We start from the raw sequence: 20,491 nt of genomic DNA, 5'->3' as shown, positions 1-20,491 counted from the left end.
AAAGCCTGTCAGAGAACTGTCGCAAAAGCCTGCCACAGGATAAGTTAAGCCGGTTAACCGGCCGAGGCGGGCGGAAGAGCAGGAATCATGAACGAACTGAAGCCGGTACAGAGCGAATTCAACAACATCACGGCAGCCAGCCCGGAAGGCAATCCGGACCGTTTCGTCAACCGCGAGTTCTCCTGGTTGCAGTTCAATCGCCGCGTTCTCGAAGAATCGCTGAACACCCATCACCCGCTGCTGGAGCGCGTCCGCTTCCTGTCGATCTCGGCCGCCAATCTCGACGAGTTCTTCATGGTGCGTGTCGCCGGCCTTGCCGGCCAGGTGCGCGAGGGCATCGTGCTGAAGAGCCCGGACGGACGCACCCCAGAACAGCAGCTCGAACAGTTGCTGCGTGAGGTCGAGCGGCTGCAGGAGGACCAGCAGAAGAGCCTTTCGGCACTCACGGTGCTGCTTAATAAGGAAGGCATCGAGAGCATCACCCGTGATGCGCTGACCAAGGACGAAAGGGTCTGGCTGGAAGAGCATTTCCAGGACCAGGTGTTTCCGGTGCTTACGCCGCTGTCGATCGACCCGGCGCATCCGTTCCCGTTCATTCCCAATCTGGGCTTCTCGATGGCGCTGCAGCTTCGCCACCGCAAGAATGGCGAGGAGATGAGCGCGCTGCTGCGCCTGCCGGTGGCGCTGAAGCGCTTTATCCGCCTGCCGGACCGCAAGAACCATGTCCGCTTCATTCCGCTGGAAGAGGCGGTCGGCCTTTACATCGGAAAGCTGTTCCCAGGCTACGAGGTCAAGGGCTCCGGCACGTTCCGCATCATCCGCGACAGCGACATCGAGGTCGAGGAAGAATCGGAAGACCTGGTGCGGTTGTTCGAAACGGCGCTGAAGCGTCGCCGCCGCGGCTCGGTCATTCGCATCGAATTCGACATGTTGATGCCGGGAGAATTGCGCGATTTCGTCGCCGGCGAGCTTGGCGTCTCATCGAGCCGCATCAGCGTACTCACGGGCCCGCTGGCGCTCAGCCAGATATCCGAGATCGTCTCCGTTCCCCGCGACGACCTGAAATTCACGCCCTACAATCCGCGCTTTCCCGAGCGCATCCGCGAGCATGGCGGCGACTGTTTTGCCGCCATCCGCGAGAAGGACATCGTTGTCCATCACCCCTACGAGTCGTTCGACGTGGTGGTGCAGTTCCTGCGCCAGGCAATGGCTGACCCCGAAGTGGTGGCAATCAAGCAGACGCTCTATCGCACCTCCAATGACAGCCCGATCGTGCGTGCGCTTGTCGACGCGGCCGAGGCCGGCAAGTCGGTGACGGCGCTGGTCGAGCTCAAGGCCCGTTTCGACGAGGAGGCCAACATCCGCTGGGCGCGCGATCTCGAACGCGCCGGCGTGCAGGTCGTGTTCGGTTTCCTCGAACTCAAGACCCACGCCAAGATGTCGCTGGTGGTGCGGCGCGAGGACGGCAAGCTGCGCAACTACGTCCATCTCGGCACCGGCAACTACCATCCGGTGACCGCGCGCATCTACACCGACCTTTCCTTCTTCACCACCGATCCGACGATCGCCCGCGACGTCGCCCAATTGTTCAATTTCATCACCGGCTATGCCGAGCCGACCGCCGAAATGCGGCTGGCGATCTCGCCGTTCACGCTGAGGAGCCGCATCCTCAAGCACATTTCAGACGAGGTCACCCATGCGTTGGAGGGACGGCCGGCGCGCATCTGGATGAAGATGAACGCGCTCGTCGATCCCATCATCATCGATGCGCTCTACGACGCCAGCCGCGTCGGTGTGGAAATCGACCTTGTCGTGCGCGGCATATGCTGTCTGCGGCCGCAGGTGCCGGGCCTGTCGGAGAACATCAGGGTCAAGTCGATCGTCGGCCGGTTCCTCGAGCACAGCCGCATCTATTGCTTCGGCAACGGCCATGGCCTTCCCTCGGACGAGGCGATTGTCTACATCTCCTCGGCGGACCTGATGCCGCGCAATCTCGACCGCCGCGTCGAGACCATGGTGCCGATCACCAATCCAACTGTGCATGAACAGATTCTGGGCCAGATCATGCTCGGCAACATCATGGACAATCAGCAAAGTTTCGACGTATTGGCTGATGGAACCTCCCGGCGCGTGGTGCTGGAGGAGGGCGAGGAGCCGTTCAACGCGCAGGAATATTTCATGACCAATCCGAGCCTGTCGGGACGGGGTGACGCGCTGAAATCGCATGCGCCCAAGCGTATCGCGCAGTTCAAGCGCCGCAAGAAGAACGCCGCCGGCTGATGCTGTCCAATTCCCAGGGCCGGCTGCAGGACCGCCGACCGCTGTCCATCATCGACATCGGGTCCAATTCGGTCCGTCTTGTCGTCTATGAGGGGCTGGCGCGTTCGCCGACCACGCTGTTCAACGAAAAGATGCTGGCGGGCCTCGGCCGCGGCATCGTGTCGACGGGGAAGCTCGACCCCGAGGGGGTGGCGCGCTCGATGGAGGAGTTTCGCCGTTTCCGCGCGCTCTCCGACCAGGCCGGTGCCGAACACATGTACGTGCTGGCGACCGCCGCCGCCCGCGAGGCGATCAACGGTCCCGATTTCATCCATCGGGCCGAGGATGTGCTCAAGACCGAAATCCGCGTGCTCTCCGGCCGCCAGGAAGCACATTACTCCGCGCTTGGCGTCATCTCCGGTTTCCATCCGGCCAACGGCATTGCCGGCGACCTTGGCGGCGGCAGCCTGGAGCTCATCGACATCGACGGCGAGGCGATCGGCGACGGCATCACGCTGCCGCTTGGCGGCCTGCGCCTGCAGGACATGGCGAAGAACTCGCTCGTCCAGGCGCAGAAGATCGCGCGCCAGGAATTGGCCCGGGCCAAGCTCTTGAAGGGTGGGCAGGGCAGGACTTTTTACGCTGTCGGCGGCACCTGGCGAAATCTTGCCAGGCTGCACATGGAGATGAACAACTATCCGCTCGGCGTCATGCACCACTACGAAATATCGGCCGAAAGTGCTCAAACCTTCCTCAAGCAGGTAGCCAGGGGCGAGGTCGAAAAGGTGAGGGGTATCGAGGGCGTCTCCAAGAACCGCCGCTCGCTGCTGCCCTACGGCGCTCTCGTGCTGCAGGAAATCATGACGGCGATGCAGCCGTCCAGGATCGTCGTTTCGGCGCAAGGCGTGCGCGAAGGTTTTCTCTATTCGCTGCTCGACGCGGCCGAGCAGAAGGCCGATCCGCTGATCTCGGCCGCCGAGGAGCTTGCGCTTTTGCGCTCGCGTTCGGTCCATCACGCGCATGATCTGGTCGAATGGACAGGCAAGGCCTTCAAGGCGTTCGGCATCGACGAGACGGAAGACGAAGCGCGCTATCGCCACGCCGCCTGCCTGCTCGCCGATATCGGTTGGCGCGCTCATCCGGAATATCGCGGCAAGCAGTCGCTCAACATCATCGCGCATGCGTCGTTCATCGGTGTCGATCATCCCGGCCGCGCCTATCTGGCGCTGACCAACGCCTACCGTCATGACGGCGTCTTCAATGAATTGGTGGCGCCCGAAATCAGGGCGCTGGCGCCGCCGCGCCTGTTGGAGCGCGCCCGCGTGCTGGCGGCGATGATGCGCGTCGTCTACCTGCTGACGGCCGCGATGCCTGGCATCATGCCGAGGCTGAAATGGGAAAGCCGCCCCAACGGCGCGCTGGCGCTGGTTCTGCCGGCTTCGCTTTCCGACCTCTACGGCGAGCGCCCGGCCGGCCGGCTGGCGCAGCTGGCGCGCATCACCAACCGCCGCCTGGAACTGGCGGTCGAGGGCGGGCAGAGCGTGTCGGTGAAATAGTCAAGTCACGTCGGCGCCGATGCCGAAGCCCCGCCCGTCGGCCGACCATGCGCCAGCGCCGGCCATGGCAAGCGCCAGGAAGCCGCCCGCGATGGCGATGTCCTTCATCAGCATCTGCTGATGCATGAAGGCGAGCGTCGCATCGCCGGCGCCTTGGCCGTAATGGCCGATGAAGCCCGCCACGATGCAGAAGGCGGCCAGCAGCAGCGCCACGATCCGTGTCTGGAAGCCAACGAGGATCAGCAGCCCCGCGATCAGTTCGAACAAGCCGGTACCCCAGGCGGCGAGCGCGGGCAGCGGCAGGCCAAGGCCGGAGAAATAGCTGGTGGTCCCGGCAATGTTGGCGAGCGCCTGGAAGCCAGATGGCACGAACAGCACGGCAAACAGCAGCCGCGAAACCATAAGCAATGCATTGCGACCCATGGCACCCTCCTTGCCGGCACGGTCACCGGCGACCATCGCAGTCTACGCCTATGATCACACAACGAAAAAGCGGCGCGGAAAATTCCGCGCCGCTGTCTCGGGTCCTTGGGAGGAAAAGGCTTAGCCGCGCTTGGCATCGATCGAATACGCGCCGGCACCCGAGGAGGCCAGCAGCAGGAAGCCGCCGGTGATGGCGACGTTCTTGAGAAACTGGATCATCTGCATCTGGTCGGCCCAGCCGGTGTGGGCGACCAGACCGGTTGCGATCGTGAAGATCGCGAGCACCCAGGCGGCGATCCTGGTCTGGAAACCGACGAGGACGGCAAGGCCGCCAAGCAGCTCGATCAGGCCGACGATGACGGCTGTCGCCGTCGGTGCCGGCAGGCCGAGGCCACCGAAATAGGCGGCCGTGCCGGAAATGGCGGATAGTTTGCCGAATCCGGAAAGCAGGAAAATGACTGCGAGCAGGATACGGCCGAGCAGGATGGTGACAGAACTGTTGGACGCGGTGCCGGCGGCGGAAGTGTTGATGGACATGGTGGCTCTCCGATTGGTTTGGATCGCCACTCAGATAGACGATGCCGACTGTTCACCAAAGTCAGCTATGCGGTGACACATTGTTCACGGAACATACATTTCCGTGATCGGGCAGGAGGCGCGAAATTCGTGTCGGACGATGCGGTGGCGGGAGTAAATTCTCCCGCCGAAAAATGTCAGCCGTGGTCCGACGCAATTCCGGACGGAAAACCGCTTTGCACTTTTCCTGGAATCGCTTCATCCCGGATGGGTCATATCCTGCGGCCGCACCAGGCGGTCATAGTCGACCTCGCTGACCAGTCCGGTTGCCAGTGCTTCCTCCCGCAACGTCGTGCCCTTCTTGTGCGCGGTCTTGGCGATCTTGGCGGCGTTGTCATAGCCAATGGTGGGCGCAAGCGCCGTCACCAGCATCAGCGAACGGTCGAGGGCCGCCTTGATGTTGTCCTCTCGCGCCTCGATGCCGACTACGCAATTGTCGGTGAAGGAGACCGATGCGTCGGCCAGCAACTGCACCGACTGGAGGAAGTTGTAGGCCATCAGCGGATTGTAGACGTTGAGCTCGAAATGGCCCTGGCTGCCGGCGAAGGTCAGCGCCGCATTGTTGCCGAAGACCTGCACGCAAACTTGCGTCATCGCCTCGCACTGCGTCGGGTTGACCTTGCCCGGCATGATCGAGGAGCCGGGTTCGTTTTCCGGCAGTGACAATTCGCCGAGGCCAGAGCGCGGGCCGGAGCCGAGAAAGCGGATGTCGTTGGCGATCTTGAACAGTGCCGCCGCTGCCGCGTTGATGGCGCCGTGCGAGAACACCATGGAATCGTGCGCCGCCAGCGCTTCGAACTTGTTCGGCGCGGTGACGAAGGCGATGCCTGATATGGCGGCGATACGATCGGCCACCCGCTCGGCGAAACCGACCGGCGCATTGAGGCCGGTGCCGACGGCAGTGCCGCCTTGCGCCAATTCCTGCAGGCCGGGCAGCGTCAATTCGATGCGTTTGATCGACGATGCGACCTGCGCCGCGTAGCCGGAGAATTCCTGGCCCAGCGTCAGTGGCGTGGCATCCTGCGTATGGGTGCGGCCGATCTTGATGATGTGATTGAAGTCCCGGCTCTTGGCGGCGAGCGCCTTATGCAGGTGCTTCAGCGCCGGCAAGAGGTCGTGCACGATCCGCTCGGCGCAGGCGATGTGCATGGCCGTCGGATAGGTATCGTTCGACGACTGGCTCATATTGACGTGGTCGTTGGGGTGCACCGGCTTTTTCGAGCCCATGACGCCGCCCAGCATTTCGATCGCGCGATTCGAGATCACTTCGTTGGCGTTCATGTTGGACTGCGTGCCCGAACCGGTCTGCCAGACCACCAGCGGGAAGTGGTCGTTGAGCTTGCCGTCGATGACCTCTTGCGCGGCCTCGATGATTGCCTTGCCGATGGCCGGATCGAGCCGCTTGAGCTCCATATTGGCTTCCGCCGCCGCCCGCTTGACGATACCCAGCGCGCGCACGATCGAAGCCGGCTGCTTTTCCCAGCCGATCTTGAAATTGCCCAGGGAACGCTGCGCCTGAGCGCCCCAATACCGGTCGGCGGCAACCTCGATGGGGCCGAACGTATCGGTTTCGGTTCTGGTTTTTTCAGCGCTCACTGGGTCTCTCCTGTCGAAGCCGGCAACGGCGTATCGCGTTGCACAACGGGCTTCAAGCGGAGAATGTGTGCGACTGAGATGCAAATCGGTTGAAGATGCTTCCGATCTCCCCACTGGAAGCCCTTGCAGGGGAGATCGGCAGCCTTCGCGTTCTCAACTCAAGGGCGGACCGACAATGTCGATGCCATTTTCCGCGCAGATCCGCACCAGAGCCTCGATCATCTGCGGCGTCGGCTCCGACAGCGGCGGCAATTGCGGCTGTTGGGCGGGACGGCTGGTCTGACGCAGCATCGTCTCGAAATCGGAGCCGCGCGTGATGGTCAAGGTGCGCGCGCCGTCCTGGGATTCGACCCTGTATGTGTGCGGCAGGCCTTTCGGCGCGATGATGATTTCGCCAGGACCGGCGATCTGGTCGTGGCCGTCGATCCGAAAGCGCAGCTGTCCCTCCAGGACATGAAACACCTCGTCCTCGTGCCGATGCACATGCAGCGGCGGAGAATCGCCATGGGGCATGCGGTGCTCGACGACACAGATGCCGTCCTCGCCCTCCGCCGAGGAGAGCCGAATGGCAACCAGTGTGTTGTTGAACCAGAGGAGTTCCTTGCCTGCGATCGTGCTGTTGATCATTGTCATGACGGCTCTCCCTTGTGCTTGCGGTGCCGACTGAGCGGCGTCTGCGGCTACATGACCAAGGATTGGCGGGCGATGGAAATCGAATGATCGTATGGGGCGGATTGATGCCATGGATTTAAATGCGCTCGACCTCAATCTCGTCAGGGTGCTCGATGCGCTTTTGCGTGAACGAAGCGTGACGCGCGCCGGCGAGCAGATCGGGCTGAGCCAGCCCGCCGTGAGCGCGGCGCTCAATCGCCTGCGTCATCTCCTCAACGACCAGCTGTTTGTGCGGCGCGGCAACGACATGGTGCCGACCCCGCGCGCCGAAAGCCTGACGGAGCCGGTGCGCGCGGCACTGCGCGAGATCGAACGCGTTTTCCAGACTGGCAAGGACTTCGATCCTGCCGGGTTGGAGCGAACCTTCACCTTCATGGGCGCGGATTTCTTCTCCATGCTGCTGATGCCGCCGCTGGCGGCGCGCATCGCGGCGATGGCGCCCGGCGTGTCGTTTCGCTTTCTGGACAGCGCGCGCGGCGACGTTTCGAGGTTGCTCCAGGACGATGAAATCGACGCTGCCCTCGAACGCCCGCTGGAGGTTCCCGACTGGGTCTCCAGCACGCCACTGTTCCATTCGCCATTCGCAATCATTGCCGCGAGGGACAATACCGCGATCAAGCAAGCCGGGATCGCGGACGGCGAGCCTTTGCCGATAGAGCTTTTCTGCGAATTGCCGCATGTTCTTCGCTCCATCGACGGTTCGATGTCGGGCTCTACCGACGCGGCGCTGGACAAGATCGGGCTGAAGCGCCGGGTGAGCCTCGCCTTGCCGCATTTTCAGGCCGTTGCATTGGCGGTAGCCAGCGGAAACCACCTTGCCGCCGTTCCCAGGCAGTTCGCGGTAGCAGCGGTCAAGAGCTTGCCGGTCGTGATCTACCAACCGCCGTTCGCGATTGCGGTGCCGGAAGTCAGGATGTACTGGCACGCCCGCCATGACGATGACCCGCCGCACCGCTGGATTCGCAATCAGATCCTCGAAGCTGTCGAGGCGCTCGGCTTCAGGGATCTCGACGGCGATGAAACGACCGGTTCCCGGACCTAGGCTTCATCCAGCCGTGTATCCGCCATCCACCGCAAAAATCACCCGTGGGTGGTCGAGCGCTTTTGGGTTGCGAGCCGCGCGGCGACATAGCCCTTGACCTGCCGGATCGCCTGTTCGCGCGAGACGCTGCCCGGCTGCAGGCCAAGGCGAAGCCAAAGTCCGTCGATCAAGGCCGTGACGCCAAGCGCGATGTCGTCGGCCTCGCCGGGTGAGGCGAGGCCGCGCAGGCCGGATAAGAGGTTCGAGCGCATGCGCCCGTGGATCACCTTCTGGATGCGCGCCAGCTTTTCATCGCGCGGCACCTCGGCACAGAGCGAAAGCCAGGCATGGCAAAGAGGCGGCAGGAAGAGATGCTCCTCGAAATTGCCCTCGATCACCGCATCCAGGCGTTCCATCGACGTCCGTGCCTGGCGAAGCCTTGCGACCACCGCATTGCGCAGGACCGCGTTGGCCTCGCGCATCGCGTGCTCGAACAATTCCTGCTTGTTGCGGAAATAGTGCAGCACGATGCCTTTGGAGGCGCCGGCATGGGCAGCGACCTTTTCCAGCGTGGCCCCCGTTATGCCTTCGCGCTCCAGAACCGCGAAGGCCGCTTGCCGCAATTCCTTGCGGCGTATGTCGCCAAGCCGCTTCAGTTTCACGAGATTGTTCCATGCATCACGAATCCACGTTGACATTTTCGTCCCGCGAGATCAATCATTGACCGATGGGACAATAAAAAGACCGATTGGTCAATTTGAGCAATGAGGAGAACGGAATGTTGCGCATCCTTGCAAGTGGTGCCTGTCTTGCCGCGCTGGTCTCGGCCTCGCAGGCGGCCCAGGCGGCGGACCCCGAGCAATGCCGGGCGGTCCGCATGGCCGAGCCCGGCTGGAACGATCTCGCTTTCACCACGGGGGTGGGCAACGTGCTCCTGCAAGCGCTCGGCTATCAGCCACAGAGCGAGGTGCTCGGCATCAACGTCATCTACGAAGGCATGAAGAACCGGGATCTCGACCTGTTCCTGGGTTACTGGGACCCGGCGATGGTCACTTATTACGAGCCCTACAAGAAGGACGGCTCGATCGAGAATGTGCGTGTCAATCTCGTCGGCGCCAAATACACCTTCGCCGTGCCGACCTATGTCTGGGAGGCGGGGGTCAAGGACGTCTCCGACCTGCACAAGTTCGCCGACAAGTTCGGCAAGAAGATGTATGGCATCGAGCCCGGCTCCAACCAACTGATGATGGATGCCATCGCCGATCCGGCCTTCGGCCTCGATGGCTGGCACGTGGTCGAGTCCAGCGAAGCCGGCATGCTGTCGGAGGTCGGTTACGAGATCAAGGAGAAGCAGTTCATCGTCTTCCAGGGCTGGGCGCCACATCCGATGAACACCATGTACGACTTCAAGTACCTGACCGGCGGCGACAAGTTCTTCGGCCCGAATTTCGGCGCCGCGACGGTGACGACGCAGGTGCGCAAGGGCTACCTGCAGGAATGTCCGAACGTGGCGCAGTTCCTCAGGAACCTAGCCTTCGATATCGACTTCGAGAATGTCGGCATGGGCTACCTCATCAATGACGGCATGAAGCCGGAGGATGGGGCGCTGAAGGCGATCACGCTGAACAAGAACCGCCTTGATGCCTGGCTCGCCGGTGTCACGACTTTCGATGGCAAACCTGGTCTCGCCGCCGTCAAGGAAAAGCTCGGCCTGTGAGACCACCGGACGCCTTGCCCATTGCCGGAGTGGAACAGGACGCCTGGGCTGGCCGCAAGCAATGGATCAATGCCGGCGATCTCGACATAGCCTATGTCGAGATCGCCGGCGCCGGGCCGCCGCTGTTGCTGGTTCATGGTTTCACGGACACCAGCCGCAGCTTTTCGCTGCTGGCGCCGCATCTGGCCGGACGCCGGCTGATCATGCCCGATCTGCGCGGCCATGGTGCCTCGCAGGCGGGCGACGGCTGCCGCGTCGCGGATTTCGCCGAGGATATTGCAGGGTTGATCCGGCACTTGCGGTTGGACCAGCCTGTCGTCGTCGGTCATTCCCTGGGCGGCATGGTGGCGATTGCATTGGCCGCGCGGCAGCCGGACCTCATCGGTGGCCTGGTCGTGCTGGCCAGCACGCTGAAGCCCGGTTTCACGCCGGACCATCCGCTGCCGGTCGGCATTCAGGATTTGCGCGACCCGCTATCGCCGGCCGACCCGTTCTACGACTGGTGGCATGCCTGCCGGTCCTCGGTGCCGCGGCCGTTTCTCGCTGGCCTGGCGAAGGAAGCTTCCGCCATGCCGGTGGCCCGCTGGCGCGCCATTCTGGAGGAAGTCCGCATCACGGACCTGGTAGCCGAGGCGCGGACCGTGCGGGCCAGGGCGCTGATCATCGCCGGCGCCTGCGACCCGCTTTTCGGCGAAGCGCACCAGCAGGCTTTGGCCGAGGCGCTGACCGGATCCCGTCTCGTCTGGGCGCCAAATTGCGGTCACAATCCGCATTGGGAGGATCCGGCCTTTGTCGCCTTCGCGATCTCGGGGATGTTGTCCGGCCGCTGATCACCTCAACAGCGATCGGGCCGTGGGCACCAGCCGCAACGTCTCGGCCGGCTTCGCGCTGACGGCTTGCATGCTCTGGCCGAGCGCCCGCCACGCCGGCGAAACGGCGAGGCGATGGCTGGCATCGGCGTTGTGGAAGCCGGTAACGGCGATGAAGACGTTTTCTCCGGCGCGCACGGGAAGTCGAGGGAACGTGTTTGCGGCCGGCTCCGTCAGGAAGGCGCCGAGCAGACGCGCGCCGTTCTGGGCAAGCCGCGCAACCATCTCCGCCCGGAAACGCCCGGCGAAGTCGGCGCCGGTGCCCGGCGGCAAATGATGAATCGAAATCTCAACCAGACCAGACAACCGATTCCGATCGCCTGTGCTTTTGGCCGCAATTGGCCGGCGCGGTCCTGACAGATCGAAGCCGGCGTCCGGCCAGGCCGGTCGCAGCAGCAACACATCGTCGGAATCGATCATCGTCGCATTGGCGGCATCACGGTGCGCCGCCCATACAGGGCCGTCATAGAATGCGCCGAGAGCATCCTTTCGGGCATCCATGCTCTCGAAGCCGCGCATCCAAACGAACATGTCGGGGCGATCGAGGTCGCGGAATTGGCCGATGATCGTCATCCCCGCATCTTCCTGGCTTTCGATGAACTCCGTGTCGAAGATCTCGATCAACGTTTCGCGCCGGCCGGGTTTCAATGTGTACTGGCGCAATTCGATGATCGGCGAGGCGAGTGCAGCGGGCTTCGGCATGGCATTCGGGGTCGGCTTCATCCGGTGTTCTCCAAAACAGGTTGATCATCCTGTTTATAAACAGACCGGTTGCCCTGTTTTGTCAACATGCTATCCTTCGGCAATGTCAGCAGAGATAAACGTCCGGCCAAGGCGAGCCCGAGGCAAACGCATCAACGATCCCGAAGGCATGCGCCGGAAAGTGCTCGATGTCGCGGAAGTCGCGTTTCAGGCACGCGGCTACCATGCTTCCAGCCTCGGCGACCTGATGACGGCGGCAGGCGTCAGCGGTGGCGCGCTGCATCATCATTTCCCGACCAAGAAGGCATTGGCGCTGGCGGTCATCGACGAGCGCGTGGCGGCAGCGATCAAGGAGACGTGGATAGCGCCGGTGCGGCAGGCGGCTTCGGCGCGCGAAGGCGTGCGTCAGGTGTTCGAAGCCGTGGCGGCCGAACTGGAACGGCAAGGTTTCGTACGCGGCTGCCCGCTGAATAACCTGGCGCATGAACTCTCGCTTGCCGATCCCGAATTCCGGATTGCCCTTGCCGGTATTTTTGCGGCATGGCGCCAGGCGATCGCCGACAAGATCAGGGCCGACCAGCAGGAGGGCAGGGAGCAAGGCACGGATCCCGAGCATTTTGCGCTGGTTGCCGTCGCTGCCTATTCCGGCGCCATGTCGATGGCCAAGACGGAGCAGCACGCCGGCCCTTTGCGCGATTGCCTTGCGGCGTTCGAGCGGAGCGCCGCGCAAGCGCAATCATCGCAGGGCGATCCGGGGGCGAGGCGACGTCGCAGAGTGCTGCGGCGGTTCGGCGGCACTTGAGGGCAAGCTACAGCCGAGCTTTGCCGCCGATGCCGCGACGAGCGTGGAAAGCCGGTTGCTACTCGGCCAATGGCTTGATCGTCTCGTAACCGCTGAACTTTACTGCCGCCCGCTCTCCATGCTGAAATTCCCCGATGATGAATCGCCCTTCGTCCCTTTTGCTGTCGCGGCGTGGTTTTCTGGTGCAGGCCGCCGGTCTTGCCGCTGCCAGTGCGCTTCCGCGCCCGGCGCTCGGTCAGACCGGGCAGCGCATCCAGCCCGTCGACGCCACCTTCCTGTTCGTCGCCGATGTCCATGCCTGCCGCATGGCGAGCGGTTTGAGCCCCAATTGTCAGCAGGAAGGCAAGACGGACGCGGCGCTGTTGCGCAACGTCGCGGCGTTGAACGCCATCGGTGACAAGAAGTGGCCGGTCGAGATCAACGGCGTCGCCACGGGCTTGCGGTCGGCCGGCAGCCGCATCGGCACGCCGCTCGGACTTGCCGTCGGCGGTGACATCACCGACGATGGCGGCGGCCAGATCACCGAGCCCAGCGAAGGCACCCAACTCCTGCAGTTCAGCCAGCGCTATCAGCAAGGCATGGGGCCCGACCGCGTGCATGTTCCAGTTTATGTCGGCCTCGGCAATCATGACCTCGATCAGAACGGTCCGCCACATCATGTCGACTGGTACCGGCGCGAAATGCGCGATTATGTCGAGGTCAATCACCGCGCCGGCGTGTTCTTCAAGCCGCCGGTGCCGGCCACCAGCTACGACGTCGACACCGACTGCTATTCATGGGACTGGGGTGGCCTGCATCTGGTGCAGACCCATCGTTTCGCCGGCGACACCGGCCACGGCGCCGACAACAGCCTGCCTTGGCTCAAGCAGGATCTGGCGACCTATGCGGCGGACGGCCGCCCGGTCATCCTGTTCCAGCATTATGGCTGGGACAGTTTTTCGATGGAGCGGTGGGATACCGTCAAGAGAGTGTTCGACGACGGCGGCAAGGGAGCGCCGCATTGGTGGAGCGATGCGGACCGCCAGGCATTGCTGGCGGCCCTGAAGGGCTACAACGTCGTTGCCGTCTTCCATGGTCATCAGCACGAGGTGCCGATGATCTATCAACGCGACGGCCTCGATCTCTTCAAGCCGAAAGCGGCCTACATGGGCGGCTTCGCTCTGGCACGTGTCACCGACGACAGCCTGGACGTCGTGTTGGGGCAAGCCAGCGACGATCATGGCGACGTGATTTTCACCAACGCCTTCAGCAAATCGCTGAAGACGTGAAAAGGGCCGCTCGATACGGCCCTTCCACAGCGATCAAACAGATTTCTTGACCTTGTCCTTCACGTCGCCATAGGCCTTCTGCACCTTGCCTGTGGCCTTGTCGGCCACGCCTTCGGCCTGCGTCCGCCTGTCGCTGGTCGCCTTGCCGGCGGCTTGCTTGGCCGAGCCTTTCACCTGCTTGGCCACGCCGGCGACCTGATCCTTGTTCACCATTTCCGCATCTCCCGGATCTTGTTCGCTTGAGCAAACGAGCCGGCACGGATTCGGTTCCAGCAGCCGCTCCCTGTGTCGGCAAACAGTGCCTTTCGGCGGCTGGGCCGGCAGGCTAGGGTGCCGGCCGGCGCAGTCCGCAAGGAGCAACACCGCCAAGGGGGGACAGATGTCGGAATTCACGCTCTATATCGGCAACAAATGCTTTTCGTCCTGGTCGCTCAGGCCCTGGGTGGCGATGCGGTACCTGGAGATACCGTTCGAAGAAGGATTCGTGCGGCTGCGCACGCCCGAGACCTTTGCCAATCTGGCGAAAGTTTCGCCGACCGGTCAGGTGCCCGTCCTGGTTCACAAGCCCTTGAATCACGATGGCAGGATCGTCTGGGAAACCCTTGCCATCCTCGAATATCTCGCCGACCTTTTTCCTGGGAAAAAGCTCTGGCCGGCCGATATCGGCGCCCGGGCGCTGGCGCGTTCGGCGGCGACCGAGATGCATTCCGGTTTTCGCGAAGTCCGCTATGGCTGGCCGATGAATTTGCGCCGGCCAAAGGGGCACAAGCCGCTCGATGCCGAGGGCGAGGCCCAACGTGCCCGCATCGAGGCGCTGTGGCGCGAGTGCCGTGAGAAACACGGCAAGGGCGGCCCGTTTCTGTTCGGTCATTTCACCGCGGCCGATGCCATGTATGCGCCTGTCGTCACCCGTTTCGACACCTATGGCGGGGAGCTGGCGCCCGACACCAGGGCCTATGTGGACGCGGTTCTGGCAACACCGGCCATGCGCCAATGGTATGCCGAAGCCGCCGAGGAGACATGGCCGGAGCCGGGTCCCGACGAATAGGGCTGTCCGTGAAGCGGTCTTACCCAGGGATCGGGACGGGCGCGTGAGGTGCTTTCAACTGACGGATTTCGGGCCGATAGCGCAATATTTGACAGGCGGCTGAAACACGGGTAGAAGAAATCTGTCGATATTTGTTTGACTGACTTTTGTTATCCGCGCTTTCGAGCGCGCCTTTGACGAACTTCCCACATCAAAAATCGAGACAAACGACGTTGTGCATCCGCATGACGGCGAACGAATATTTGCCATGGAAAGGGTTCGTCATGAGCACCGGCACAGTTAAGTGGTTCAACGCCACCAAGGGTTTTGGTTTTATTCAACCTGACGACGGCTCCGCCGACGTTTTTGTCCACATCTCGGCCGTGGAACGCGCCGGCATGCGCGACATCGTCGAGGGCCAGAAGCTCGGCTACGAGATGGTCCGCGACAACAAGTCGGGCAAGATGTCCGCCGACCAGTTGAAGGCGGCCTGAAGAAAGAATTCAGCTGTCCCTGTGACCACGGATGTACTGGCACGGTGAATGGCGAATTCGGGCGCATGGCCATGGGGACCTGAGTTTCCAAGGTTTGTGCTGCCCGTCAGGAGCTAGCCTTGTGCATCCAGTTGGATGCGCGGCGCTCCCAGGGAAGGTCAGGCGGTGCCTGGCCTTTTTCATTTTACGCTTGTTGCCGCTGAAAATGCGCTGCGCATTGGGCTGAACGTGCTAAGGGACGCTCCAGCAATTTGAATCCGCTGCCGCATTGCTTTGTGCATGGTCCCGACCGAAGACCCGGTCTCGCCCTATCGGCACCAGGCTCCTGACAGGAGAAAGACTTTGACCGCTCATTCGAAGACAGCCGTCGATACGGCCGTGTCGCTGTTCAGCAAGACGCAAACCCAGTCGATGTCGCTCAATCGCATCAATTCCGAGCGCGATGCCGTCAGCCAGGCGCGGGAAGCCAAGACCGCGCGCTTGCGCGAGTTGCGGCTGGAGAAAGAGGCCGACGAGATGGCGGCCGCCGCAGCACTCGCGTTGCTGCCGAAACGAACCGGAAAACGCTGATGGCCACCAAGCGCGTACCGTCAACGCCGATCGCCGCCGATGCGACCATCGCCGACATGGTCGAAACCCTCGACAAGCCGGTCGAATATGTCCGTCGCGTGCTGGAGAAACTCGAACGCTGCAAGCGCGCCCATGGCGATGCCCAGGTGCGCATTGGCGTGCGCGGCCGTGCCGAGTGCCCGAACTACCTCATCGAATATGTCCGCGAAGACGCCAAGACCCATGAGCGGGTGACCTATCAGGATGCCGCCTATAGCGGCAGCACGCATCGTGAGCTGGCGGTGCATCACATCGCGGAAGCCAGGAACTGGTCGCCCGAGGAAATGAACATCACGGCGGTGTCGGCGCTGATCGGCCGCCTGCGCAATCCGCGCGCACCATCATCGCGCTTCGCCGACGAGGACTGACATGGCCATAAAATTCTCCGCCAAGGACCTGCCGGCAGCGCCGGCTCCCGCCGCAAAGCCGGCCAAGCCGGTTGCCGCGCCAAAGGCGGCCGAGGCAGCGACCGATCTGTTCAAGTCGCCGGCGGACGCACCGAAGGGCAAGACCGGCAAGAAGAAGTAGCGCCTTGCCTGGGGACGCCGATCGCAATCTTGCCGCTTCGAAACCGTTTGCCGTGGCAGCCGCGACCACCCTGCCTTCGTCTCAACCGGGCATCGCTCCCGTGTTCGATTGCCAGAGCTGCGGCGCGTGCTGTTCCTATTCGGCCGAATGGCCGCGCTTCTCCACAGAGGATGATGCCCAGCTCGACCGCATCCCGGAACAGTACGTGGCGGCCGACCTGTCGGGTATGCGCTGTGACGGCGTGCGCTGTTCGGCCCTGTCCGGCGAAGTCGGCAAGTCGACCGCTTGCACCATCTACGAAATGCGACCGGATGTCTGCCGCGCCTGCATGCCTGGCGATGACGAGTGCCTGATGGCGCGCCAGGCGCTCGGATTTTCCACCGTTTAGCGCGCCCTCCTGGCGGCGGCGCCCGTGGCTTGTGCGCACCCCACTTGCTGGCTAGGCTGCGTCAGGGCAGGGCGCTGGAGGAGATCATCGTGAGCATCGAATTTCTATTGACGTCGCTGATCGTCGTGGCTTCGCCCGGCACCGGCGTTCTCTACACGCTGAGCGCCGGACTTTCGCGCGGTGCGCGGGCCTCGATCATTGCCGCCTTCGGCTGCACGCTCGGCATCATCCCACATATGGCCGCTGCCATCACCGGTCTGGCGGCGCTGCTGCACACCAGTGCAGTTGCTTTCGAGACGCTGAAATATCTCGGTGTCGCCTATCTGCTCTACATGGCCTGGAACACGCTGAAGGAGAAGGGCGGCCTGAGCGTCGAGGACAATGTCGCGCCACGCTCGGCCGGCAAGGTGATCGCCACCGGCATCCTCGTCAATGTGCTCAATCCGAAACTGTCGATCTTCTTCTTCGCCTTCCTGCCGCAATTCGTCAGCACCACCGAGCCCAACGCGCTGTCGAAGATGCTGGAGCTCAGCTCGGTCTTCATGCTTTTGACCTTCGTGGTCTTCGTCGGCTACGGCATCTTCGCGGCGTCGATCCGCAGCCATGTCGTGTCGCGGCCGATGGTGCTGATCTGGATGCGCCGGACGTTTGCCGGCGCCTTCGTCATGCTCGGCGCCAAGCTGGCACTGGCGGACAGGTGATCGCGCGGCTTACAGCCTGTCGCGGCGAATAGGGTTCGCCCGACCTGCTGCAAGCTTCTCATTTTATGCATGTCGTTGTCCCGGAACCGAGGACGCTTCCGGGCGACATGCGTTAGCCCTTGACGTAACCCATGGCCTCGACGATCCGTCCGTCCGCGACGCGCATCAGGTTGACGCCGCGTAGCGAATTGCCGTCGGCCATCCAGTATCGCCAGCGGATCGTGGCGCGGTCGCCGGCCACGAAAGTCTCTTCGAGGTCGAAGCGCGTACCCGGTGCGGTGGCGATCGCCGACCACAGCTCGACACAGGCTGCCTTGCCGGCGCGGCGCGCGCCATCCGGCGCCGGCGTGGTGTTCTCGATCACGCAGTCCTGCGCCACCAGCTCGTCGAGAGCCGAGGGGTCGTGACGCTGGAACACGTCGTTATAGCGCCGCATGATTTCAGCCGTTTGGCCGGATCGGTTGGCCGCGGTGATGTCGATGATCGATTCCTGGGTCATCGGATTTTCTCCTTCGGTTCTTAGTGAGTTATGAGGTTCGCTTTCAGCGCGATCGCGGCGACGCCGGCCAGCGCCCGCGAGACGAGGCATCCCGCCTTGGCCGACTGCGCCAGCCGCTCGAAGTCGGCGGCGGCGAGACCGGCGACGTTCGCCTCCGTCTCAAGCTCGATGCGGGTAATCGTCGGCCCGGCCGCGGTGGCGCCCAGATGCACCTTTGCGATCGTGTGGATATCGCTTGCGATATGACCTTCGCTGCCGAGAATGGCGGTGAGCGCCATCGAGAAGCAGCCGGCGTGGGCGGCCGCGATCAGTTCCTCCGGATTGGTTCCGGGGCCGTTCTCGAAGCGGGACGGAAACGAGTAGGCGCCTTCGAAAACGCCGCTGCCCAGCCTGAGCCGGCCGGATCCTTCCTTGAGCGTGCCGTGCCATTCGGCCGATGCGTCGCGAATTGTCATTGCTCTCTCCTTTGGTTGATGAATGGGGGCTCACGCGCCGTCGATAACGACCTTGCCGAACACGTCGCCCTGCATGAAATGCCGATATGCCTCGCGCGCTTCGGTAAACGGGAAGACCTTGTCGATGGCGGGCTTCAAGCGATGCGCCGCGACGGCGGCGAGCATTGCCTCCAGGCCGTTGCGGCTGCCGACGAAGACGCGGCCGATGGTGACAAGACTGCGCTGGTAGACGGCGGCTGGGATCTCGACCGATCTGCCCTCCTGGTCCTGGACCGTCAGCAGTACGATGCGTCCGTAGAGGGAGCTTGCGATCAGCGATTGCGTAAAGGTCGCCGGCCCGCCGGTCTCGACGGTCAGATCGATGCCACCCGTCGCCTCGCGCAGCTTGGTGCCCCAATCCGGAGTCTCGGCCGTTGCGATGACGAGGTCGGCGCCGAGCGCGCGCAACCGGTCGGATTTTTCGACGCGTGAGGTGACAGCCGCCACGCGGCAGCCCATCAGCTTGGCAAACTGCAGCGCAAACAGCGCGACGCCGCCCGAGCCGATAACCAGGACCCATTGCCCCGGTTTTGGGACGTCGGCGCCCGTCAGCGCGCTCCAGGCCGTCAGCCCCGCGCAGCTGAATGTCGCGGCTTCATGCCAGTCGAGATGCTCAGGCAGCTGCACCGCCCATTGCTCGTCGAGCAAGGCATATTCACCGAGCATGCCGTCCAGCGTGCAGCCGAGCTGGTCGATGAGCCCGGCGTTGATACGACCGTCGATCCAGCGCGCGAAATAGCTGCCGGTGACGCGGTCGCCGACGGCAAGGCGGGTGACACCATCGCCGATGGCCACCACTTCGCCGGCGCCGTCGCTCAGCGGCACGACGCCGGCCCGCGGCGCCAGCGGATAGGCGCCGCTGAGGATCATCGTGTCACGGCGATTGAGGGAGGTGGCGCGCACCCGCATCAGGATGTGATGCGGACCCGGCTGGAGGACCGCTTCCTCGCGCATCACCAGCCTGTCGAGGCCGCCGTCCTGTCCTTCCAGCCGATACTTTTGCATTACTGTCTCCGAAATATGTAGACCGATTTACATATTATGTAGACCGATTGTCATATTCCGCGCAAGCCCTATAATGCGCACTCCTGACAGAGGTTGACATGGCTACAGACACACGCACGCGGATGATCGAGACGACGGCACTGCTTTTGCGGCGGCGCGGCTATCACGGCACTTCGCTGAGCGACATTTTGAGTGCCAGCGCGGCGCCGCGTGGCTCGCTCTATTTCCATTTCCCAGGTGGCAAGGACCAACTGGTCATCGAGGTGACGCGCGCCAGCGTGGCCGACGTGACCGAGCGGCTGGGTGCCCAACTGGCGGCGGAAAGCGATCCGGCGGTCGCCGTCCACCACATTTACCAGTCCGTCGCTCGCATGCTGGAGGACAACGAGTTTTCGCTCGGCTGCCCGATCGCGCCCGTCGTGCTCGATGCGCCGAACGACGTGCCCGACCTCGAAGAGATCTGCCGTTCAGCTTTCGAGCAGTGGATAGGCTTGCTGCGGGATGCCTTCATCAGGGCAGGGATCCCGGAGCGTCGCGCGCAGGCGCTGGCGCTGCTGGTCGAATCTTCGCTGGAAGGCCTGATGGTGATTGCCCGCGCCACCCGCGACCGCGCCCCGCTGCTGGCAGTGGCTGACGAGGTCGGGGCCCTGATCGAGCAAGCGGTGCTCGCCGGCAGGGTGGCACGGCAGGCGGAGACTGTTGCTGTCTGACGCTGGTTCCAACCAACTGCGGTGGAGCACCAGCCTCAACAGCAAAGAAAAGGGCGACCTCTCGGCCGCCCTTCGATAATTTTGCGAGGATGGCTGGATTAGAAATCCATGCCGCCCATGCCGCCCATGCCGCCGCCGCCCATGCCGCCAGGCATGCCGCCGCCAGCCGAGTCCTTCTTCGGAGCTTCGGCGATCATGGCTTCGGTGGTGACGAGCAGGCCGGCGACCGAGGCCGCGTCCTGGAGGGCCGNGCGCACGACCTTGACCGGATCGACGATACCCATGACGATCATGTCGCCATATTCGCCGGTCTGGGCGTTGTAGCCGAAGGTCGCGCCTTTGTTCTCGAGGATCTTGCCGGCGACGATCGATGCTTCCGCACCGGCGTTGGCCGCGATCTGGCGGGCCGGAGCCTGCAGTGCACGACGAACGATGTTGATGCCGGCGGCCTGGTCGGCGTTGACGCCGGTCACCTTGATGTTGGCCGAAGCGCGCAGCAGGGCAACGCCACCGCCGGCAACGATGCCTTCTTCCACGGCCGCGCGGGTCGCGTTGAGGGCGTCATCGACGCGGTC

General features: G+C 63.4%; 26 protein-coding genes. 15 read left to right on the top strand and 11 right to left on the bottom strand.

What is annotated here, in order from left to right; translation table 11 throughout:
- Positions 1 to 87 precede the first annotated feature (87 nt).
- On the top strand, positions 88 to 2,280 hold the full coding sequence (locus M653_RS0117240; protein ID WP_027144468.1) for an RNA degradosome polyphosphate kinase: 2,193 nt from the start codon (positions 88 to 90) through the stop codon (positions 2,278 to 2,280).
- The gene (ppx, locus tag M653_RS0117235) at positions 2,280 to 3,815 is read left to right on the top strand and encodes an exopolyphosphatase (protein WP_027144467.1); all 1,536 of its coding nucleotides are present in this window, start codon (positions 2,280 to 2,282) and stop codon (positions 3,813 to 3,815) included. Before M653_RS0117240 ends, ppx begins: the two co-directional genes overlap by 1 nt.
- Here ppx and M653_RS0117230 read toward each other — a convergent pair whose 3' ends face one another.
- The 4 genes from M653_RS0117230 to M653_RS0117215 all read right to left on the bottom strand — a co-directional run bounded on the left by M653_RS0117230 (position 3,816) and on the right by M653_RS0117215 (position 7,043).
- The gene (locus M653_RS0117230; RefSeq protein WP_027144466.1) at positions 3,816 to 4,238 is read right to left on the bottom strand and encodes a DoxX family protein; all 423 of its coding nucleotides are present in this window, start codon (positions 4,236 to 4,238) and stop codon (positions 3,816 to 3,818) included.
- A 120-nt stretch (positions 4,239 to 4,358) separates the two neighbouring features.
- Positions 4,359 to 4,775, bottom strand: coding sequence for a DoxX family protein (locus tag M653_RS0117225; protein ID WP_027144465.1), 417 nt, complete (start codon positions 4,773 to 4,775; stop codon positions 4,359 to 4,361).
- A 237-nt stretch (positions 4,776 to 5,012) separates the two neighbouring features.
- Positions 5,013 to 6,410 carry a class II fumarate hydratase gene (gene fumC, locus M653_RS0117220; protein ID WP_027144464.1) on the bottom strand — a complete coding sequence of 466 codons (1,398 nt, stop codon included), beginning with the start codon at positions 6,408 to 6,410 and terminating at the stop codon, positions 5,013 to 5,015.
- 153 nt (positions 6,411 to 6,563) lie between these two features.
- Complete coding sequence (locus M653_RS0117215; protein WP_027144463.1) at positions 6,564 to 7,043, bottom strand: cupin domain-containing protein; 480 nt, start codon at positions 7,041 to 7,043, stop codon at positions 6,564 to 6,566.
- A 109-nt stretch (positions 7,044 to 7,152) separates the two neighbouring features.
- On the opposite strand from M653_RS0117215, the gene M653_RS0117210 reads away from it, so the two are divergent.
- Positions 7,153 to 8,124, top strand: a complete 972-nt coding sequence (locus M653_RS0117210) for a LysR family transcriptional regulator (protein ID WP_027144462.1) — start codon at positions 7,153 to 7,155, stop codon at positions 8,122 to 8,124.
- Between the two features lie 38 nt (positions 8,125 to 8,162).
- Here M653_RS0117210 and betI read toward each other — a convergent pair whose 3' ends face one another.
- Positions 8,163 to 8,801 (bottom strand): transcriptional regulator BetI, encoded by a 639-nt coding sequence (gene betI, locus M653_RS0117205; RefSeq protein WP_027144461.1) that lies wholly within the window; start codon positions 8,799 to 8,801, stop codon positions 8,163 to 8,165.
- Positions 8,802 to 8,881: 80 nt separating this feature from the next.
- On the opposite strand from betI, the gene choX reads away from it, so the two are divergent.
- Together choX and M653_RS0117195 are read left to right on the top strand one after the other, a co-directional pair.
- Positions 8,882 to 9,820 (top strand): choline ABC transporter substrate-binding protein, encoded by a 939-nt coding sequence (choX, locus tag M653_RS0117200; RefSeq protein ID WP_027144460.1) that lies wholly within the window; start codon positions 8,882 to 8,884, stop codon positions 9,818 to 9,820.
- Complete coding sequence (locus tag M653_RS0117195; RefSeq protein ID WP_051442711.1) at positions 9,817 to 10,650, top strand: alpha/beta hydrolase; 834 nt, start codon at positions 9,817 to 9,819, stop codon at positions 10,648 to 10,650. The genes choX and M653_RS0117195 overlap by 4 nt, the downstream gene beginning before the upstream one ends.
- Here M653_RS0117195 and M653_RS0117190 read toward each other — a convergent pair whose 3' ends face one another.
- Positions 10,651 to 11,412: an NIPSNAP family protein gene (locus M653_RS0117190; protein WP_027144458.1), complete on the bottom strand. Its 762-nt coding sequence runs from the start codon at positions 11,410 to 11,412 to the stop codon at positions 10,651 to 10,653.
- 148 nt (positions 11,413 to 11,560) lie between these two features.
- Between M653_RS0117190 and M653_RS0117185 the strand changes: the two genes are divergently transcribed.
- Both M653_RS0117185 and M653_RS0117180 read left to right on the top strand, forming a co-directional pair.
- A complete protein-coding gene (locus M653_RS0117185) occupies positions 11,561 to 12,193 on the top strand; it encodes a TetR/AcrR family transcriptional regulator (RefSeq protein WP_051442710.1) in 633 nt (210 codons plus the stop codon).
- Positions 12,194 to 12,327: 134 nt separating this feature from the next.
- Entirely contained in the window at positions 12,328 to 13,461 is a 1,134-nt protein-coding gene (locus tag M653_RS0117180) for a metallophosphoesterase (RefSeq protein ID WP_032935435.1), read from the top strand.
- 33 nt (positions 13,462 to 13,494) lie between these two features.
- Here the strand turns inward: M653_RS0117180 and M653_RS0117175 are convergent, their stop codons facing one another.
- Positions 13,495 to 13,674 (bottom strand): CsbD family protein, encoded by a 180-nt coding sequence (locus M653_RS0117175; RefSeq protein ID WP_027144455.1) that lies wholly within the window; start codon positions 13,672 to 13,674, stop codon positions 13,495 to 13,497.
- Between the two features lie 166 nt (positions 13,675 to 13,840).
- Between M653_RS0117175 and M653_RS0117170 the strand changes: the two genes are divergently transcribed.
- The 7 genes from M653_RS0117170 (at position 13,841) to M653_RS0117140 (ending at position 17,208) form a co-directional block, all read left to right on the top strand.
- Positions 13,841 to 14,509 carry a glutathione S-transferase family protein gene (locus M653_RS0117170; RefSeq protein ID WP_027144454.1) on the top strand — a complete coding sequence of 223 codons (669 nt, stop codon included), beginning with the start codon at positions 13,841 to 13,843 and terminating at the stop codon, positions 14,507 to 14,509.
- A 263-nt stretch (positions 14,510 to 14,772) separates the two neighbouring features.
- Positions 14,773 to 14,982, top strand: coding sequence for a cold-shock protein (locus M653_RS0117165; protein WP_010915421.1), 210 nt, complete (start codon positions 14,773 to 14,775; stop codon positions 14,980 to 14,982).
- A 342-nt stretch (positions 14,983 to 15,324) separates the two neighbouring features.
- Complete coding sequence (locus tag M653_RS0117160; protein WP_027144453.1) at positions 15,325 to 15,552, top strand: hypothetical protein; 228 nt, start codon at positions 15,325 to 15,327, stop codon at positions 15,550 to 15,552.
- Positions 15,552 to 15,959 (top strand): hypothetical protein, encoded by a 408-nt coding sequence (locus M653_RS0117155; RefSeq protein WP_027144452.1) that lies wholly within the window; start codon positions 15,552 to 15,554, stop codon positions 15,957 to 15,959. Before M653_RS0117160 ends, M653_RS0117155 begins: the two co-directional genes overlap by 1 nt.
- A gap of 1 nt (position 15,960) precedes the next feature.
- Complete coding sequence (locus M653_RS1000000135710) at positions 15,961 to 16,119, top strand: hypothetical protein (protein WP_084636736.1); 159 nt, start codon at positions 15,961 to 15,963, stop codon at positions 16,117 to 16,119.
- Between the two features lie 52 nt (positions 16,120 to 16,171).
- A complete protein-coding gene (locus M653_RS0117145; RefSeq protein WP_051442709.1) occupies positions 16,172 to 16,507 on the top strand; it encodes a YkgJ family cysteine cluster protein in 336 nt (111 codons plus the stop codon).
- Positions 16,508 to 16,596: 89 nt separating this feature from the next.
- Positions 16,597 to 17,208 (top strand): LysE family translocator, encoded by a 612-nt coding sequence (locus M653_RS0117140; RefSeq protein WP_027144450.1) that lies wholly within the window; start codon positions 16,597 to 16,599, stop codon positions 17,206 to 17,208.
- 112 nt (positions 17,209 to 17,320) lie between these two features.
- On the opposite strand, the gene M653_RS0117135 is transcribed toward M653_RS0117140, so the two are convergent.
- The 3 genes from M653_RS0117135 to M653_RS0117125 are packed head-to-tail and all read right to left on the bottom strand — an operon-like array spanning position 17,321 to position 19,206.
- Positions 17,321 to 17,707 (bottom strand): nuclear transport factor 2 family protein, encoded by a 387-nt coding sequence (locus M653_RS0117135; protein WP_027144449.1) that lies wholly within the window; start codon positions 17,705 to 17,707, stop codon positions 17,321 to 17,323.
- Between the two features lie 20 nt (positions 17,708 to 17,727).
- Complete coding sequence (locus M653_RS0117130; protein WP_027144448.1) at positions 17,728 to 18,162, bottom strand: OsmC family protein; 435 nt, start codon at positions 18,160 to 18,162, stop codon at positions 17,728 to 17,730.
- Positions 18,163 to 18,192: 30 nt separating this feature from the next.
- Positions 18,193 to 19,206 carry an NAD(P)-dependent alcohol dehydrogenase gene (locus M653_RS0117125; protein ID WP_027144447.1) on the bottom strand — a complete coding sequence of 338 codons (1,014 nt, stop codon included), beginning with the start codon at positions 19,204 to 19,206 and terminating at the stop codon, positions 18,193 to 18,195.
- Between the two features lie 98 nt (positions 19,207 to 19,304).
- On the opposite strand from M653_RS0117125, the gene M653_RS0117120 reads away from it, so the two are divergent.
- Positions 19,305 to 19,916, top strand: coding sequence for a TetR/AcrR family transcriptional regulator (locus tag M653_RS0117120; RefSeq protein ID WP_027144446.1), 612 nt, complete (start codon positions 19,305 to 19,307; stop codon positions 19,914 to 19,916).
- A gap of 98 nt (positions 19,917 to 20,014) precedes the next feature.
- On the opposite strand, the gene M653_RS01000000132820 is transcribed toward M653_RS0117120, so the two are convergent.
- A partial coding sequence (locus M653_RS01000000132820; RefSeq protein WP_032935434.1) for a TCP-1/cpn60 chaperonin family protein occupies positions 20,015 to 20,491 on the bottom strand: 477 nt, incomplete at its 5' end.

It is taken from the genome of Mesorhizobium sp. WSM3626 (assembly GCF_000513935.1).
In the GTDB taxonomy this organism is placed as follows: domain Bacteria; phylum Pseudomonadota; class Alphaproteobacteria; order Rhizobiales; family Rhizobiaceae; genus Mesorhizobium; species Mesorhizobium salmacidum.
This window is presented reverse-complemented; position numbering and strand designations above follow the sequence as displayed.